This is a genomic window from Bacillus sp. EKM202B (assembly GCF_011066025.1).
Taxonomy (GTDB): domain Bacteria; phylum Bacillota; class Bacilli; order Bacillales; family Bacillaceae_G; genus Bacillus_A; species Bacillus_A toyonensis.
In genome coordinates this window covers 96,865-113,894 of sequence record NZ_JAAMNK010000018.1, presented here as the reverse complement: position 1 = coordinate 113,894, position 17,030 = coordinate 96,865, and the positions used below count along the sequence as shown (strand labels likewise).

The following is a 17,030-nucleotide window of genomic DNA, read 5'->3' as shown; positions in this document are numbered from 1 at the left end:
GAGCTCCGATAGAATATCGAATCTCGATGGCTGCTTAGTCTTTTTAATACTGTCTACTTGACAGGGATAAGACCAGGGGATTCATCGTCTTTTTATTTTTTGCAAGAAAATAATAGAAAGAGGGGAATTCGTAAACGTCGTTCATATTCCTCTTCACTTTGAAAATAGGTTTGATTTGGTGTAGCTTCTTTTAGATTTATAATGGTAAATCCGGCTTGCTGTAATAATGTGAAATACTCTTCCGTTGTACGATGATATTTAATAACTTCTTGGTCAATCCATGCTTCAACCCGTTTGCCTAGTTTAAAATAATCATCGACGAACCAGCTCGTTCTTTTACCACTCGTTTGCAAGCTTTCAAATGAAGAGGTAATAACAGGATGTTGAACGCTAAAGATGAAGGTTCCATTTGTTTTTAAAGTTTTGTACACATTTTGAAAAATGATATGAAGATGTTCAATATAATGTAAAGCGAGTCTAGATGTGACTAAATCAAAAGTGGATGGGGAGTATGTATAATCTTTGAGGTTTATCAAATGAACAGATCCATTTTTATTTTCTAGTTGTTTTTTAGCTTTTTCATACATAAGCTGAGAGCCTTCAATGCCAGTGTAAGAGTGGCATCCGTTTTCTAATAATTCCTCGCCAAACTTAGCATCGCCACAACCTAAATCGAGAATTTGTTTTCCTTTTACATCACCAATGAGTTGAAAGAATGCTGGCTTTTCAATGGATTCATTGGGGCTATTTTCGCGGTATCTTCGTTTCATATATTGCTCAAAAAACGCTTCGTTATTATATACATCAGATTCTGTAAATGCCATGTTTGAAGCCTCCCTAAATATTTTTTTAATTCTATCAAATATGGAATGTAAATGATAGATTTCTTGTAATGAATCATATATAATTAAAATTTGTAAGCGGTTTCTTTAAACTATTTTTCTATAATAAATTCTGAAAACGTGTTAAGCTAGTAGAGGGATTATTAGAACTATTAAGACAATAATCCGCTTACATGAACGATGGGAGGCTTCACGATGTCTAGTAAAACACTTGCGAAATTTTTAGAAGAAAATTTAGAGGATTTAAAATCAAAGGGGCTTTATAACGTAATTGATCCGCTTGAAAGTCCAAATGGACCGATTATTACAATTGGCGGCAAAGAATATATTAACTTATCTTCAAACAACTATCTTGGATTAGCGACTGATAATCGCTTACAAGAAGCAGCGATTGGTGCAATTCATAAGTACGGTGTTGGGGCAGGAGCTGTTCGTACAATTAACGGTACTTTAGATTTGCATATTAAATTAGAAGAAACAATTGCAAAGTTTAAACATACAGAAGCAGCAATTGCTTATCAATCAGGATTTAATTGTAATATGGCAGCGATTTCAGCTGTTATGGATAAAAATGATGCGATTCTTTCAGATGAATTAAATCATGCATCTATTATTGATGGTAGTCGTCTATCAAGAGCGAAAATCATCGTTTATAAACATTCTGATATGGAAGATTTACGCCAAAAAGCAATCGCGGCGAAAGAATCAGGTCTTTACAATAAATTAATGGTTATTACAGACGGTGTTTTCTCAATGGATGGAGATATTGCAAAATTACCAGAAATTGTTGAGATTGCAGAAGAGCTAGATTTAATGACATATGTAGATGATGCACATGGTTCAGGGGTACTTGGAAAAGGTGCAGGTACTGTGAAGCACTTCGGTCTTTCTGATAGAGTTGATTTCCAAATTGGTACATTATCAAAAGCAATTGGGGTAATTGGTGGATATGTAGCAGGGAAACAAAACTTAATTGATTGGTTAAAAGTTCGTTCACGTCCATTCTTATTCTCTACAGCATTAACACCAGCTGATGCAGCAGCTTGCATGAGATCAATTGAGATCTTAATGGAAAGCACAGAGTTACACGATCGTTTATGGGAAAATGGTCGCTATTTAAAACAAGGGTTAAAAGAACTTGGCTTTAACATCGGAGAAAGTGAAACGCCAATTACACCTTGTATTATTGGTGATGAAGTATTAACACAAGAATTTAGTAGACGTCTAAATGAAGAAGGTGTATACGCAAAATCTATCGTGTTCCCAACTGTAGCTAAAGGAACAGGACGCGTTCGTAATATGCCTACAGCAGCTCATACGAAGGAAATGCTAGATGAAGCAATTCTTAAATATGAAAAAGTAGGGAAAGAAATGGGCATCATTTAAGTAACGACATCTTTTGAATAGCTTGCAAATGAGGAGTGGGGAAAATGAAAAAAATTCTAGTAACCGGTTCTTTAGGGCAAATTGGTTCTGAACTAGTAATGAAACTTCGTGATGTATACGGCGCATCAAACGTTATTGCAACAGATATTCGTGAAACAGATAGTGAAGTAGTAACGTCTGGTCCATTTGAAACGTTAGATGTAACAGATGGGCAAAAACTACATGATATTGCAAAGCGTAATGAAGTAGATACAATTATTCATTTAGCAGCTTTACTTTCAGCAACAGCAGAAAAAAATCCGTTATTTGCTTGGAATTTAAATATGGGTGGACTTGTAAATGCATTAGAAGCAGCTCGTGAATTAAACTGTAAGTTTTTCACGCCAAGTTCTATCGGTGCATTCGGTCCATCAACGCCGAAAGATAATACGCCACAAGATACAATTCAGCGTCCTACTACGATGTATGGGGTAAACAAAGTAGCAGGAGAATTACTATGTGATTATTATCATCAAAAGTTTGGCGTTGATACGCGCGGTGTACGTTTCCCAGGCTTAATTTCTTACGTAGCTCCTCCAGGAGGCGGAACAACTGACTATGCAGTTGAAATTTATTATGAGGCGATTAAAAAAGGTGCATACACCTCATACATTGCTGAAGGAACGTACATGGATATGATGTATATGCCAGATGCTTTACAAGCGATCATTTCATTAATGGAAGCTGATTCAAGTAAGCTAGTGCATAGAAATGCGTTCAACATTACAGCAATGAGCTTCGAGCCAGAGCAAATTGCAGCATCAATTCGTAAACACATTCCGACGTTTACAATGGATTACGCAGTAGATCCAGCTCGTCAAACAATCGCTGATAGCTGGCCAAACTCTATTGATGCAACAGCAGCAATGAAAGAGTGGGGCTTTAAAGCAGAATACGATTTAGACAAAATGACAACGGACATGTTGGCTAAGTTAAAAAAAAAGCTCACAGCTGAGTTAGTGATGAACTAATAGGAAGGGTCGATTCTTAGGAATCGGCTCTTCATTCTTTTTGAGAGGGGGAAAATAACATGCAAAGAGTTGATGTCATATATGCACTAATACATGACGAAGAAACAGATAAAATATTAATGGTACATAATGTAGAACAAAACGTTTGGTCATTGCCAGGCGGGGCTGTTGAAAAGGGTGAAACGTTAGAGGAAGCTCTAGTAAGGGAAGTAAAAGAAGAGACAGGTTTAACTGCTATGGCAGGTGGACTTGTTGCAATCAATGAAAAATTCTTTGAAGAATCCGGGAATCACGCACTACTTTTTACATTTCGAGCGAAAGTACTAACGGGCGAGCTACATGCAGAAGATGAGGGAGAAATTTCTGCGATAGAGTGGGTGGAGCGAACAATTGCAAATGAACGATTCCCATTCTACGATGGAGGATTCGAGTCATTGTTAGAAGTAGCCATTCCATACAAGTTTCAACCAGAAAAAAAGTAATTGAACGAGAAAAAGGAGCCAAAAGGCTCCTTTTTTCTATTCAATCGTCTTCAGTAATAGTTTTTTCAGCAATGGTTTAATCTTCAATCGTAAATCTTCAGCATGATTTGCAACTAAGAAGTGATGATTATAAATGTTTTTCATTAATTGATAAGTCGCTTCTTTCGCTTCGCCTTCTTCGATGAAGATACCGATTACTTCCATACCACTTTTACGAGCGAGTTTCACAGCTTCATGCGTATCTAAAATTCCGTCTTGTTGATAGTCTAGGGCAGAAGGTTCACCGTCTGTGAAGACTAATAGAAATTTATGTTTTTCTGGTCTTTTCGCAAGCTTTTCAGAAACGATACGAATAATATATCCGTCGCGGTTATCTTCTTCTTCACGAAGTTGCATAATTTCTGGACCAACGTTTGGTAACGTTGAGTTTTTGTAATTTACAACCTCATGGATAACGTTCGGTTTATCTTCAGGTTTAGCACTAGAAGCATCTTCCCAAAATCCGCTAATAGCGTGCGGGATTTTTAAAGATTTCAACGCTTCATGGAATAAGACAACACTCTTCTTCGTTTCTTCCATTTTGTTATACATAGAACCAGAACAATCCACTAATAGTTGGAATGCAACGTCGAGCTCTTGCGATTCTTGTCCTTTTTTATAAAACATGCGCGGCTGCTTTTCAGTATAAATACGAAGGAATTTCTTCCGAAGTCTTCCGTAGTATTTATCACTATTTGCATTCGTTTTATTTTCAATCGTTTTTTCGATAATTTTCTTTAATTCTTTTACATCTTTATTAACGACTGATTTGATAGCTTGGTAATCTTTTTTCTCGTCAGGATTTGATTTGCGAGCTTCTTTAAATGTATGAGAGGCACCTACATTATACTTACCATATGCACCCTCGCTTTGGCTAGAAGCGTGTGAAGCTCTTGCTTCTTCTGTATCAGCACCATCAAAGTTGGATTGTGTACTTTTTTGAGAAGTACCTTGTACAGAACCAAGTGCTTGATCGCCATCTTCTGATTCACGAGCAGTATCACCCATCATGTTTGTTTTTGTTCCGCTTTCTAATTCAAAGCGTAAAAAGTTCTCGTTTTCGTTATTTTTATTTTCACGATGCCATGTGGAGAAGCTTTCATCCATTTTGTTTTTATTGTCATCGTCATCTATGAGCTGCGTATCATCATTTGCTAAATCTTCAACGCGGCAGTTCTTTTCATCTGCAATGACAGATAAATAAAGCGGAGCATGTCCGAAATAATTGTTAAGCATATCATTTTCAAGAAGCTCCTCTAAGCGGTAGCGAATTTTCTCAACGATATACATAATATCTTCGGTATTACGGGCTTGGAATGTCTCATGCAAAATTACTTCAATTTGCTCGAAATATTCATTAGTAAACATTTCATATTTATCGCTCGTTAATGAAAGGTAACATAGACAAAATAGACGATCACCGTGATAGTTACGAACGCGGTTTATTTCATTTTGTGAGCCGAAGTAATTGCGGTACATTTCTTTTCGGCGTTTAAAAATATGTTTCGTGCCAGGTCGTAAGTTTTTTACGATTTCCTCGACACGTAAATCTTCTAATAGAACAAATAATTGTGTTAAGAACTTCTTTAGGGGCGATTCTTGTAATTCAATCGCGTAAGAACGAATTAAAGCCATGTCCGAGTAATGTTTATTACCAAGTGCTTTTAAGAACACTTCGCTTTTTAATCCGATTACTGTATCTTCTTCTTTTCGATCATCCCAAAAGTGACTAATGACAACCTTTTTTTCAATTTCGTCGTAGTATGCTTTATAGCCATATTCAAGATAGGCATCGTCTTCTTTTAGAAGGGCATACATTAAGTTTTCCATTTGTAGAAACAGCGACGCATCAATTTTTTTGTCACTAAAAATTTGTCTCATGAATTATCCCTCAAAGAAATAACTTTCTGCTAATTCACGGACAGTCATTTGTTCTGTTTCATCATTTAATTTCGCAATAATGCTTCGCTCAATAGCGCGCATAACAGGAATATATACACCTAAATCGCATGCGTCGATAATACCACGAATACTTGCTGCTTCTTCACTTACACGCCCATCACGAGCTAAAGGCATAAGGTCGCTTGCAAATGCAACGAACTTTTCAATTGTTGCAACATCAGTTAATTTTGATTCAGATAGTAATAGTTCTTTTAATGTGTCACCTTGAATATAAGGAACTTCAATAATAACAAAACGGTTTTTCAATGCTTCGTTTAGTTCACTTGTCCCAACATAACCTTCGTTAATCGCAGCAATTACGCGATATTCGTCATCACCGTATACAACTTCTTGTGTAAATGGGTTTGTAATCATTTTACGGTAATCTAGTGCACCGTGAAGAAGTGGTAACGTTTCAGGTTTTGCCATATTGATTTCATCAATATATAGGAAGTGACCGTTCTTCATTGCTTTCATAAGAGGACCGTTAACGAAAGTAACTTCAGATGCTCCGTCTTTCGTTTGTAATGTGTTGTATCCTAAAATACCTTCCACATCTAAATCGACAGAACAGTTAATGCTATGCATTGGTTTTTGGAATAAAGAAGAAAGAGTTTCCGCTAGTACCGTTTTACCACTACCAGTTGGTCCTTTTAATAGAATATTTTTGCCAAGAAGAAGTGCCGTAATAGCATCTTCGATAATGCTGTTATCAGATGCTTTATATATTTTAGTACCGATTAAATGAGCATTTTCACCAGCTTCTTGTTTATTCTTTTCATGAATTGTAGAAAGCTGCTGTTTTAAATCAGAATGTATATGAAATTGTTCTAACATGTATTTCCCACCTAACATTATTTTCATAAAGTAATACATCTTATGATAACTTGTTTTAATATGGTATGCAAAGAAAAGGAGAAGGGGGAAATATAAAAGAAAAAGCAATCAATATCACATTGATTGCTTATAGTAAAGGAGAAATCAGTCGCATAAAGGACTCTAATATTCTTTTTTTGATACTTCTTTTTTGGAATGAGTTCCATTTAATTTCAGTAGAGTGTTTAAAGTCTTCTTCAAAATCGCGTTTAATATCATGAACGGTTTCTGATTCATAGAGTACGCTAATAATTTCATAATTTAATTCAAAGCTACGTACATCCATATTTGCTGTTCCGATTGTTGCAATTTTATCGTCAACGAGTACAATCTTTGCGTGCATAAATCCATCTTTATAACTGTAAATAGAAGCACCGGCTTTTAAAAGTGGAGTGAAATAAGATTGAGATGCTTGATCGCTAATAATACTATCACTCTTACCAGGATATAAAATGCGTACATCTATGCCAGATATTGCACTTAAGCGTAATAATGTTAAAGTTTCTTGATCCGGAATAAAGTATGGTGTAGCGATCCAAATAGATTTTTTGGCTGAGCCCATAACAGCTAGTAATGTATTACGAATGCTTTTATCATCTGAGCTTGGTCCACTTGCTACAATTTGCACCGCACCTGTTGCATCCAGAATTTCTTTTCCTGGGAAGTATTGTCTATTCATAAATTGATCCCAAGAATAAGTATTCAATCCACTAGACGCATAAAGCCAATCTTCTAGAAAGATGGCTTGTAATTTATACAATGCTTTTCCTTCTATTTTTAAATGACTATCACGCCAAATAGGGAATTTTTTCGAGCGACCAAGATATTCATCACCTACGTTAAGCCCTCCGGTAAAACCAATTTCTCCATCTACAATGACGATTTTACGATGATTACGATAATTAACTGTCTCCAGTAACCAAGCTGAAAAAATAGGGTCAAATTCGACAATTTCAATTCCAGCTTTTTTCATAGGTTGTAAAAATCGTCGTCTTAACGTATTACTTCCGAGTCCATCATAAAGGAAGCGTACAATAACACCCTCGTTTGCCTTTTGTATTAAAGCATCTCGTACTTTTGTACCAATCTCATCAGATTTATAAATATAGTATTGAATATGTATGTGATGTTTTGCATTCTCGATTGCTTGCAAAATTTCTGAAAAGGTTTGATCGCCGTTTGTTAAAAGTTTTGTCGTCGTTCTATCTGCGGCAGGCCCGCCTCCAAATTTTTGTACGACTTCTGTTAAATGTATGGAACGTTCATGTAATGGGACTGTGAGTGATAATTCTAGTCGTCTTCCTTCTAATATTTCGCGGAATAATTTTCTTTGTTCTTCTGAACGATGGAGATGTTTTTTTCTTCTCCAACGGCTACGCCCGAAAATAGAGTATAAAAGTACACCTACAACGGGAAGAAGTGCTAATACTAAAAACCAAGCTAAAGTACTTTGGGGAGATCTATTTTCTATAAAAATAACGAATGAAATCCCTACGATTGTGATGGACCATAGAGCACCGACAAACGTATATAACGAAATAACCGATGTATTTAATAGGAAAAGAACGATAGATACGATTGTAAATATTAATAATAATTGAACGATAGGTTTCTTCATTTCTATATAATTCCTCTAATCTTTCTTAAATATAGACTTCTTAAATAGAAGATATAATCTGACATCCTTATTATAAAGTGTTTTGTTTTTTTTACAAAATATAGACATTTGTCCTATACTTTCCGCATTTGTCCTACATACAGTATATTGTTACGTTGTTATCCCGCTATTTGCTGGGTAGTAAAAATCCCATCTCAAAATTCGACGAGTGCAAGGAAGTTAGGCGGGAAATGATTGTCCATAAATGCCCGATTGATTTGGGCTAATAATCAGTGGGGAGGGACAAAGCCCGCGCCGATTAAAATTTCACTTTATATAGCAAAAGGATGAATAAAATGTATGGTCGTCCAATTGGAGGATTTGGTCATGGCGGATATGGTTATCCATATTACTCGAATTATGCTTATTATCCAGATTACCAACAAGATCCGTATTATTCATACAATATTAAAGTGAGGAAATTGAAAGGGAGAGGTGAATAATGAATTATATAGAAAATAACGGAGTGTATTATCGCAATCATCATGGAGGACACCATCATAATGGCGGACATAATCATCATGGAGGACACAACCATTATGATCATCACCATCATCATCACGGTGGTGGATGGGGCTGGGGTGGAGGCGGCTCATGGGGCGGCGGATTTTTCCCAGGAAGTTTTGCGGGAGGTATGTTAGGTGGGCTTACAGCAGGTGCATTAACGGGTGCAGCAAGTGGAGGTTATTATCCAGCACCGTACCCAGTAACATATCCAGCCCCATACCCAGGTTATCAGCAAATACCATATCAGTATTAAACAAAAAAGAGGTTATCCTCTTTTTTGTTTAATACTATATTTATTTATGAAATACTTCCAAAATAAAGGTAAAAATATGTTAATATTTTATTATTGTAATTCAAAAACATATATACCAATTTAAACTTTTATATTATTATTCGTGAATAGTTATATAGTATGTTCTAATGTCTATTTTGCTATTAAAAAGCATAGAGGTTAGACGCGAGTGGAATGAGTAGGAAACAAGGGTTGCATAGAGCAAGTTAAAGGAATGCGGTATAATAAGGCAAGCTAATTAGGGAGATGAGAAGCTACTAATTATAATTGGAACGGTATTATATTGCTTTTTTTTACAAATAATATTATGTTATTTTAATCGGCATAATTCAAAATGTGATGTATGTAAAGGGTTATTATTAGAAAATGAAATATCTCTATTTCTATGAAAAGAAACAAGTTGTGTTTTAGTTAGATAGGAAGCAAGGAGAGATGAGCATGCTAGAACAAAGAGGTCATGCATTATATGACTCTTCATTGCGAGATTTAAAGTTAGCATTAGATGAGTCTTCAATTGTTGCAATTACAGACCGAAAAGGTCTTATTACATATGTAAATGATAAGTTTTGTGAAATCTCCAAATATACAAGAGAAGAGTTAATAGGAAAAGATCATCGTATTTTAAATTCAGGATATCATCCGAAAACTTTTTTTCAAAACTTATGGAAGCGTATTTTGAATGGGAAAGTATGGAGAGGTGAAATCCAAAATCAAGCAAAAGATGGTACATATTATTGGGTTAAAACCACAATTGTTCCATTTTTAAACGAAAAAGGAGAGCCGTATCAATTTATCGCGATTCGAAATGATATTAGTAGTAGAAAAGAAGCAGAACAGAGATTACGATTGAGTGAAAGCCGTTATAGGGAACTTGCATATCATGATGCTTTAACGAGTTTACCGAACCGATTACAGCTAATAACGACTGTTAATGAGCTGATTGCAGGGAAAAAGGAATTTGGCATAATATACTTTGACTTAGATCGTTTTAAATTAGTAAATGATACGTTAGGTCATATGATAGGAGATTTACTTTTAAGCGAAGTTGCTTCACGGTTGCATTATGTGTTAGGAGAGAAAGATGTTCTGGCTAGGCTAGGTGGCGACGAATTTGTGCTGTTAACAAATGAACATACACAAGATGAGATGCGGCAGTTAGCGACATCGGTATTGTCATGTTTTCAGGCACCATTTATGCTTGAAGGTCATGAAGTATACATTTCAGCTAGTCTAGGACTTTGTTCATATCCACAAGATGGACAAGACGTGGAAACACTATTGAAAAATTCGGATTTAGCTATGTATAGTGCGAAAGAACAGGGAAGAAATGCGGCGTGTTTCTTTACAGATGAGTTACGTGCAAAAATAAATCGTAGAATGAAAATCGAGTTTGCTTTGCAAAAGGCAATTCGTGATGAAGAATTAGATGTAGTATTACAACCTATCATTGATTTGAAAACGAAGAAATATACTGGCATTGAGGCTTTAGTGCGCTGTATGACAGAAGAAGGGCCTATTTCACCAAGCGAATTTATTCCAGTAGCTGAAGAATCTGGACTTATTATAAAATTAGGAGATTGGGTATTAGAAAAATCGTGTCGCCTGTTTAAAACATTACCGGATTACCAAGAAGGATTAAGGTTATCTGTGAATTTATCCATACAACAATTAATGCAGAAGCGTTTTATTTTGTCTGTACGTAGCATCTTAAGGAGAACTGGTTTTCCTCCGAATCGTTTAATTTTAGAAATAACGGAAAGTATTGCTGTTCGCCATTTTGATTATATTATCGCTACATTACAAGAATTAAGAAGTATGGGCGTATTAATTGCTTTAGACGATTTTGGAACTGGCTATTCCTCATTGTATTATTTAAAACAATTGCCACTTGATATCGTAAAAATTGATCGTAATTTTATTCGTGAATTTCATTATGATCATGCACAGCCAGAAAGAACGATTGTAAAATCTGTTATTGAAATTGCCCATAGTTTAAATTTAGCAGTAGTTGCTGAAGGGGTAGAAACGGTAGAACAAGAAAGTTTATTACAATCCATGGGCTGTGACTATGTACAAGGATTTTATTATGCAAAACCTTTATCCGTAGGAGAGTTAAAAGAAAAGTTAATTACGGATTTTTAATAGAAAAGAGAAGCTAAAAGCTTCTCTTTTTTTAATTCGTTTTTTGTGAGTTTTTCATTAATACGGGGTAAAGAATAAGACCTAATATAAACAATCCAATTCCTAAGAAGAACGTTTTTAAATCAGCAGTTCCCGTTTTGATAACCCAAATAGAGTATACAAATGCTAATGTAGTAATAACCCCGTCTTTTATTCGAGATCCTGGCATTATATCATATGTTTCTCCTGTAATAACCAATTTAAATTGGTACAGAGTAGAAACAAGGTATGGAATTAAATAAGCTAATGTTGCTACAACGATAGCGAAATTATATGCTTCTGAAACAGTGCCAGAAATCGTTGAGAATAAGAAGATTTGTGTCATCACATTTGTAATAAATAATGATTTTGAAGGACTACCCTTTTTATTTGTTTTACTGAAAAACTTAGGGAAAAGTCCATTTTTGGCAGCCTGGTAAGGTACTTCTGAACTAACAACAATCCAGCCAACAGTAGATCCAAATAAAGATACAAGTGCTAGTAACGCCATTATATATGCGCCTTTATTGCCGATTGCTAAATTTAATGCGTCTACTAATGGTTTTTGAGACTCTTTTAAAGCTTCTTGCGAGAGAGCTCCCATTGTAAGTAAAGTAATTGACATGTAAATAATAAGAGCAATAATTAGGCCGAAAATTGTAGCTTTTTTTACATCACGCTGTGATTTTGCGCGGTTAGAAAGCATAACTGCTGATTCGATGCCGATAAACGCCCAAAGTGTTGCAATAGCAGCTGAATTGATTTGTCCACCTAACGAGATGGATTGTCCAGCTTCATTCATAAATGTTTGACCGTCTCCGAAATTAGAGGCGTTGAAAATGAATAATGTAATCACAATAAACATTGTAAATCCGATAATTTTTGCAATGGTAGCAAGAAGATTCATATTTCCAGCTCGATCAATATTTTGAGAAAGAATATATTGAATTCCCCATAACATAAGGCTACATACTAGAAAAGTTAACCCTTTTCCTAGTTCTAGTGAAAATCCATTTATTGAAAAGAGAATTTGCTTACTTTGTAAAACTGGAAAAAATGTTGATAAATATCCAGCAAAAGAAATAATAACAGATGCTGTTGCAGCCCAGTTCGCAGCCCAATATCCCCACGCCATACTATAACCTGCAACTTTACCTGCTTTTTTTGAAGGAAACATCGCTTGAGCGTAACTTTGTGGTCCTGCTTTTAATTCTGGTTTTCGAATTGCTAAATTTCCAAATACGAGTGCAATCATAAATACGCCAAGTCCTGTAATACTCCATGCGAGTGTAGAACCCATTGGACCTGATACTTGTGCTAAATTTGCTGGGAGCATAAATACGCCACCGCCAACCATATTCCCGATAACAAAAGCTGTTAAAACCCATAATCCCCATTTTTTCGTTTCCATTTTTGTTAACTCCTTTGTAGTAAGATTTGCTTAAACATCATTTTTTACTAGCTTTTTGGCAATAAAAAAAGAGCCATGTAGATAAAAAATACCTACATGGCTCTTCGCCAAAGCGTAGGTACAACGGGAATAACCCTTGTACCTACGCGTAATTTTTCCGCTAGGTTTCAAGGGTTACGTATGATGATGATGTTTTTGTGCAAATGTAACTACAATTGTTGTATAAGTAAGCATAGTTCTTTGCTCCCTTTCTCCTCTGATTTTGAAGTTAGTATACTACATGTTTTTTTGAATGAAAAGAAAAATATAAAAATTTTTATAAAAATACGTTTTAGAGATTAAATATTTACCTATATTTTTCTTGGACTGGAAAATAAGTGAGAGATTGGCAGAAGAGTGTAGCATGGTATAATACATATAGAATTAGAAGGTGACAAGGGGCTATTGTAGATGATGAGTAAGTATGAGCAAATTTATATAGAAATCAGTAAGTCTATTGATAATAAGCAATTAAAAGAGGGATGCAAAATCCCATCAGAAACAGAATTAATGAAGCAGTATGAGGCAAGCCGAGGTACTGTAAGAAAAGCAGTAGATTTATTGCAAGAGCGTGGATATGTGCAAAAAATTCATGGAAAAGGTGTTTTTGTATTAAAGCGAAAAAATATTGAGTTTAACTTCGGTGGCATTGTAAGTTTTCAAGAAGAAAATGAGCGTCTAGGACGTCATTGTATTACAGAAGTCGTGGAAATGGAGAAAGAAGAAGCGACAAAAGAGGTTGCAAAATTATTAAATGTGAAAGAAAAAACAGAAATAGATCATATTAAACGTGTACGAAATATTGATGGAGAAAAAGTAATTTTAGATATAAATCATTTTGTATCTGAGTTTATTCCAGGATTAACGAGAGAAATTGCAACGGCATCAATTTATAAATACATTGAGAAAGAATTAGGGCTACATATTAGTTATTCGCAAAGGGTAATTGAAGTGCAGCCGTGTACAGATGATGACCGAAAGTATTTAGATTTAAATGGCACAGATTATGTTGTCGTTGTGAAAAACTTTACTCATTTATATGATGGGAGTCAGTTCGAATATACGGAATCACGTCACCGCTTAGATATTTTTCACTTTTCGGATGTGGCGCGAAGAAAGTAAAGAGGTGAAACGAAATAATGTTTCATCTTTTTTTTATAAAAAAAACAGCAACTCGTATATACGAGTGTTGACTAACTTATGTATACGAGTTAATATGTAAGTGTAAACGGTATCAAAAAAAGAAAAGAGGGACGGGAATATGGGGAAAGACTATCGAAAAACAGCAGAGGAAGTGTTGCAGTATATTGGTGGGAAAGACAATATTGAACAAGCTGCGCACTGTGTAACGAGGCTCCGTATCGCTTTAAAAGATGAAAGTAAAATAGATAATGATAAATTACAGTCTGTTTCATTAGTAAAGGGAGCGTTTCATAATGCTGGGATATTTCAAATTGTAATTGGTCCAGGGGATGTAGATCGTGTTTACGCTGAATTGATAACGCTTGCAGGTATGAAGGAAGCGACAGTGGCTGACGTGAAAGATTCTGGAAATCAAAAGTTAAATCCAGCTCAAAAGTTTGTAAAAGTATTTTCAGATGTATTTATGCCGATATTACCAGCAATCGTAACAGCTGGTTTACTAATGGGGATTAACAATTTATTAGGGGCAAAGGACTTATTTTTTGATGGTAAAAATTTATTAGATGTTTATCCGAATTTAGGTGGGCTTTGGGATTTAATTAATATGATGGCCAATACAGCATTCGTATTCTTACCAGCACTTGTCGGTTGGTCAGCAACGAAGCGTTTTGGTGGTAGTCCAATACTAGGTATTGTTATGGGCTTAATGCTTGTGCATCCGGCCTTATTAAACGCCTGGGATTATGGAAAAGCAGCGACTGGCTTAGAGGGTCAAAATATTGAGTACTTCAATATTTTAGGATTGTTCCAAATTGAAAAGGTAGGATATCAAGGTCAAATTTTACCGGTGTTAGTAGCAGCATTTGTATTGAGTAAAGTAGAGATTTTCTTAAAGAAACATGTACCAAATGCAATTCAATTATTAGTCGTACCAATTACAACAATCGTTGTAACAGGTGTATTAGCATTAGGAATTATCGGTCCAGTTACACGTCATATTGGAGATTTATTAACAGCTGGATTAGTAGGCGTATATGAAACAGTACCAGTAGTTGGAGCAGTATTATTTGGAGCATTATATGCACCGCTTGTAATTACAGGTATGCACCATATGTTTATTGCAATTGATCTACAATTAATTGCACAGCACGGCGGTACATTTATTTGGCCGATGATTGCTCTTTCTAACATTGCGCAAGGTAGTGCGGCACTTGCAATGTTCTGGATTTCTAAAAATCAAAATGATAAAAGTATGGCATCGACATCAGCAATTTCCGCGTACTTTGGGATTACAGAGCCAGCGATGTTTGGTGTTAACTTACGAAATAAATTCCCGTTTTATGCAGCAATTATAGGATCTGCTGTGGCAGCAATATTCATTACATTAAATGGTGTATTAGCACCGGCTATCGGAATTGGCGGATTGCCAGCATTTATTTCGATCATTCCGAAATCGATTCCAATGTTTATTGTAGGAATGATTATCGCAGTTGTAATCCCATTTACGTTAACATGGTTATTTGCGAAAAGAGTTAAACAGAAGTAGGAGGAAGTTAAACATGAAGGATTGGCATAAAAGTGTAGTCTATCAAATTTATCCGAAGAGCTTTAATAGTTATTACAATAAAGAAACCGGTGATATAAAAGGAGTTACAGAGAAACTAGATTATTTAAAAGAACTCGGAGTGGATTATATTTGGTTAACACCGATATACCAATCACCACAAAATGATAATGGGTATGATGTAAGTGATTATTATAGCATTGATCCATCTTACGGAACGATGGAAGAGTTTGAAGAGCTTCTAGAAAAAGCGAAAGAACGTAACATTGAAATTATGCTTGATATCGTTGTAAACCATAGTTCGACGGAGCATAAGTGGTTTAAAGAAGCGAAAGAAGATAAAAATAGTCCATATCGCAATTATTACATTTGGCGTGATGAAAAAAATAATTGGCAGTCTAAGTTTGGTGGATCGGCTTGGAAGTACGATGAAAAGACTAAGCAATATTTTTTACATCTATTTGATGAGACACAAGCAGATTTAAATTGGGAAAATGAAAAGCTTCGTGAAGAAGTTTATGATATGATGCACTTTTGGCTTGGTAAAGGGGTAACTGGATTCCGCCTTGATGTTATTAACTTAATTTCAAAAGACCAACGTTTCTTAAGCGATGACGGAAGTACTGCGACAAGTGATGGACGTAAATATTATACGGATGGTCCGCGTGTTCATGAATATTTACAAGAGATGAATCGAAATGTATTTGAAGGGAAAGAGGTAATTACAGTTGGAGAAATGTCATCGACGACAATTGATAATTGCATTAAATACTCAAACCCTGAGCGCAATGAACTGAGTATGACGTTTAGTTTCCATCATTTGAAAGTAGATTATCCGAATGGTGATAAGTGGACGAAAGCTGATTTTGATTTTATTAAATTAAAAGAAATTATGTCTAACTGGCAAATTGAAATGCAAAAGGGCGGGGGATGGAATGCATTATTCTGGTGTAACCATGACCAGCCTCGCATCGTGTCACGCTTCGGTGATGATGTGAAGTACCGAAATGAATCTGCGAAAATGTTAGCGACAGCTATGCACATGCTGCAAGGAACGCCTTACATTTATCAAGGAGAAGAAATAGGTATGACGAATCCTAAATTCGAATCCATCGAGCAGTATCGGGATGTGGAATCGTTAAATATATATGATATAAAGCAGGAAGAAGGCTTATTAAAAGAAGAGATTATAGGGATTTTAAAACAAAAATCTCGTGACAATTCTCGTACTCCGATGCAGTGGAATGAAGAGGTGAATAGTGGTTTTACAACAAGTGCTCCTTGGATTTCAGTAGCTGAAACCTTTAAAGAAATAAACGTAGAGAAAGCATTACAAGATAAGGAGTCTGTATTTTATCATTATAAAAAGTTAATTGAACTTAGAAAAACTTACGATGTTATTACAGAAGGAGAATATGCTATTTTAGATGAAAATCACCCTAAGATTTGGGCATATACACGTACTGTAAATAATGAAGTATTACTTATTATTAATAACTTCTATGGAGAAGAAATAACGTATTCTGTACCAGCCCATGTTCAATTAGATGGAATGAAACAAGAAGTACTACTGTCGAATTATAAAGATTCCAGCAAGGATATTACAAAACTTAACTTAAGACCATATGAATCAATTATATATCGATATACGAAATAAAAGGTTGTATGCCCACGCGGCATA

The 17,030-nt window shown here is 35.4% G+C and carries 14 protein-coding genes; 9 read left to right on the top strand and 5 right to left on the bottom strand.

Translation table 11 applies throughout. The features are described 5' to 3' along the window. Positions 1–92: 92 nt before the first annotated feature. A complete protein-coding gene (locus G9F74_RS20225) occupies positions 93–824 on the bottom strand; it encodes a class I SAM-dependent methyltransferase (RefSeq protein WP_016107517.1) in 732 nt (243 codons plus the stop codon). 213 nt (positions 825–1,037) lie between these two features. On the opposite strand from G9F74_RS20225, the gene G9F74_RS20220 reads away from it, so the two are divergent. From G9F74_RS20220 to G9F74_RS20210, 3 genes are read left to right on the top strand one after another with little or no spacing between them, the layout of a single operon-like run. Next, positions 1,038–2,228 carry a glycine C-acetyltransferase gene (locus G9F74_RS20220; RefSeq protein ID WP_000095899.1) on the top strand — a complete coding sequence of 397 codons (1,191 nt, stop codon included), beginning with the start codon at positions 1,038–1,040 and terminating at the stop codon, positions 2,226–2,228. Between the two features lie 44 nt (positions 2,229–2,272). Further along, complete coding sequence (locus tag G9F74_RS20215; RefSeq protein WP_000723133.1) at positions 2,273–3,238, top strand: L-threonine 3-dehydrogenase; 966 nt, start codon at positions 2,273–2,275, stop codon at positions 3,236–3,238. 59 nt (positions 3,239–3,297) lie between these two features. Further along, positions 3,298–3,720 (top strand): NUDIX hydrolase, encoded by a 423-nt coding sequence (locus tag G9F74_RS20210; RefSeq protein WP_016107518.1) that lies wholly within the window; start codon positions 3,298–3,300, stop codon positions 3,718–3,720. Between the two features lie 36 nt (positions 3,721–3,756). Here G9F74_RS20210 and G9F74_RS20205 read toward each other — a convergent pair whose 3' ends face one another. From G9F74_RS20205 to G9F74_RS20195, 3 genes are all read right to left on the bottom strand, one after another. Beyond that, complete coding sequence (locus G9F74_RS20205; RefSeq protein WP_001248839.1) at positions 3,757–5,640, bottom strand: vWA domain-containing protein; 1,884 nt, start codon at positions 5,638–5,640, stop codon at positions 3,757–3,759. 3 nt (positions 5,641–5,643) lie between these two features. Continuing rightward, a complete protein-coding gene (locus G9F74_RS20200) occupies positions 5,644–6,537 on the bottom strand; it encodes an ATP-binding protein (RefSeq protein WP_016107519.1) in 894 nt (297 codons plus the stop codon). 127 nt (positions 6,538–6,664) lie between these two features. Then, on the bottom strand, positions 6,665–8,194 hold the full coding sequence (locus G9F74_RS20195) for a cardiolipin synthase (protein WP_016107520.1): 1,530 nt from the start codon (positions 8,192–8,194) through the stop codon (positions 6,665–6,667). A 335-nt stretch (positions 8,195–8,529) separates the two neighbouring features. On the opposite strand from G9F74_RS20195, the gene G9F74_RS20190 reads away from it, so the two are divergent. The 3 genes from G9F74_RS20190 (at position 8,530) to G9F74_RS20180 (ending at position 11,174) form a co-directional block, all read left to right on the top strand. Further along, the gene (locus G9F74_RS20190; RefSeq protein WP_000274355.1) at positions 8,530–8,676 is read left to right on the top strand and encodes a hypothetical protein; all 147 of its coding nucleotides are present in this window, start codon (positions 8,530–8,532) and stop codon (positions 8,674–8,676) included. Continuing rightward, complete coding sequence (locus G9F74_RS20185) at positions 8,676–8,993, top strand: hypothetical protein (protein WP_016107521.1); 318 nt, start codon at positions 8,676–8,678, stop codon at positions 8,991–8,993. Before G9F74_RS20190 ends, G9F74_RS20185 begins: the two co-directional genes overlap by 1 nt. A 477-nt stretch (positions 8,994–9,470) precedes the next feature. After that, positions 9,471–11,174, top strand: coding sequence for a putative bifunctional diguanylate cyclase/phosphodiesterase (locus tag G9F74_RS20180; protein ID WP_016107522.1), 1,704 nt, complete (start codon positions 9,471–9,473; stop codon positions 11,172–11,174). Positions 11,175–11,205: 31 nt separating this feature from the next. Here G9F74_RS20180 and G9F74_RS20175 read toward each other — a convergent pair whose 3' ends face one another. Further along, complete coding sequence (locus G9F74_RS20175) at positions 11,206–12,603, bottom strand: amino acid permease (protein WP_000448439.1); 1,398 nt, start codon at positions 12,601–12,603, stop codon at positions 11,206–11,208. Positions 12,604–13,053: 450 nt separating this feature from the next. Here G9F74_RS20175 and treR point away from each other — a divergent pair, with 450 nt between their 5' ends. From treR to treC, 3 genes are all read left to right on the top strand, one after another. Further along, entirely contained in the window at positions 13,054–13,764 is a 711-nt protein-coding gene (gene treR, locus G9F74_RS20170) for a trehalose operon repressor (protein ID WP_000987224.1), read from the top strand. 139 nt (positions 13,765–13,903) lie between these two features. Continuing rightward, positions 13,904–15,331, top strand: coding sequence for a PTS system trehalose-specific EIIBC component (gene treP, locus G9F74_RS20165; protein ID WP_165406239.1), 1,428 nt, complete (start codon positions 13,904–13,906; stop codon positions 15,329–15,331). 13 nt (positions 15,332–15,344) lie between these two features. Further along, complete coding sequence (gene treC, locus G9F74_RS20160; RefSeq protein ID WP_016107523.1) at positions 15,345–17,006, top strand: alpha,alpha-phosphotrehalase; 1,662 nt, start codon at positions 15,345–15,347, stop codon at positions 17,004–17,006. Positions 17,007–17,030 lie beyond the last annotated feature (24 nt).

What these genes read in the sequence shown, in the direction of transcription:
- G9F74_RS20225 (WP_016107517.1), bottom strand. Translation starts at nt 824, where the DNA reads ATGGCATTTACAGAATCTGATGTATATAATAACGAAGCGTTTTTTGAG.
- G9F74_RS20220 (WP_000095899.1), top strand. Translation starts at nt 1,038, where the DNA reads ATGTCTAGTAAAACACTTGCGAAATTTTTAGAAGAAAATTTAGAGGAT.
- G9F74_RS20215 (WP_000723133.1), top strand. Translation starts at nt 2,273, where the DNA reads ATGAAAAAAATTCTAGTAACCGGTTCTTTAGGGCAAATTGGTTCTGAA.
- G9F74_RS20210 (WP_016107518.1), top strand. Translation starts at nt 3,298, where the DNA reads ATGCAAAGAGTTGATGTCATATATGCACTAATACATGACGAAGAAACA.
- G9F74_RS20205 (WP_001248839.1), bottom strand. Translation starts at nt 5,640, where the DNA reads ATGAGACAAATTTTTAGTGACAAAAAAATTGATGCGTCGCTGTTTCTA.
- G9F74_RS20200 (WP_016107519.1), bottom strand. Translation starts at nt 6,537, where the DNA reads ATGTTAGAACAATTTCATATACATTCTGATTTAAAACAGCAGCTTTCT.
- G9F74_RS20195 (WP_016107520.1), bottom strand. Translation starts at nt 8,194, where the DNA reads ATGAAGAAACCTATCGTTCAATTATTATTAATATTTACAATCGTATCT.
- G9F74_RS20190 (WP_000274355.1), top strand. Translation starts at nt 8,530, where the DNA reads ATGTATGGTCGTCCAATTGGAGGATTTGGTCATGGCGGATATGGTTAT.
- G9F74_RS20185 (WP_016107521.1), top strand. Translation starts at nt 8,676, where the DNA reads ATGAATTATATAGAAAATAACGGAGTGTATTATCGCAATCATCATGGA.
- G9F74_RS20180 (WP_016107522.1), top strand. Translation starts at nt 9,471, where the DNA reads ATGCTAGAACAAAGAGGTCATGCATTATATGACTCTTCATTGCGAGAT.
- G9F74_RS20175 (WP_000448439.1), bottom strand. Translation starts at nt 12,603, where the DNA reads ATGGAAACGAAAAAATGGGGATTATGGGTTTTAACAGCTTTTGTTATC.
- treR (WP_000987224.1), top strand. Translation starts at nt 13,054, where the DNA reads ATGATGAGTAAGTATGAGCAAATTTATATAGAAATCAGTAAGTCTATT.
- treP (WP_165406239.1), top strand. Translation starts at nt 13,904, where the DNA reads ATGGGGAAAGACTATCGAAAAACAGCAGAGGAAGTGTTGCAGTATATT.
- treC (WP_016107523.1), top strand. Translation starts at nt 15,345, where the DNA reads ATGAAGGATTGGCATAAAAGTGTAGTCTATCAAATTTATCCGAAGAGC.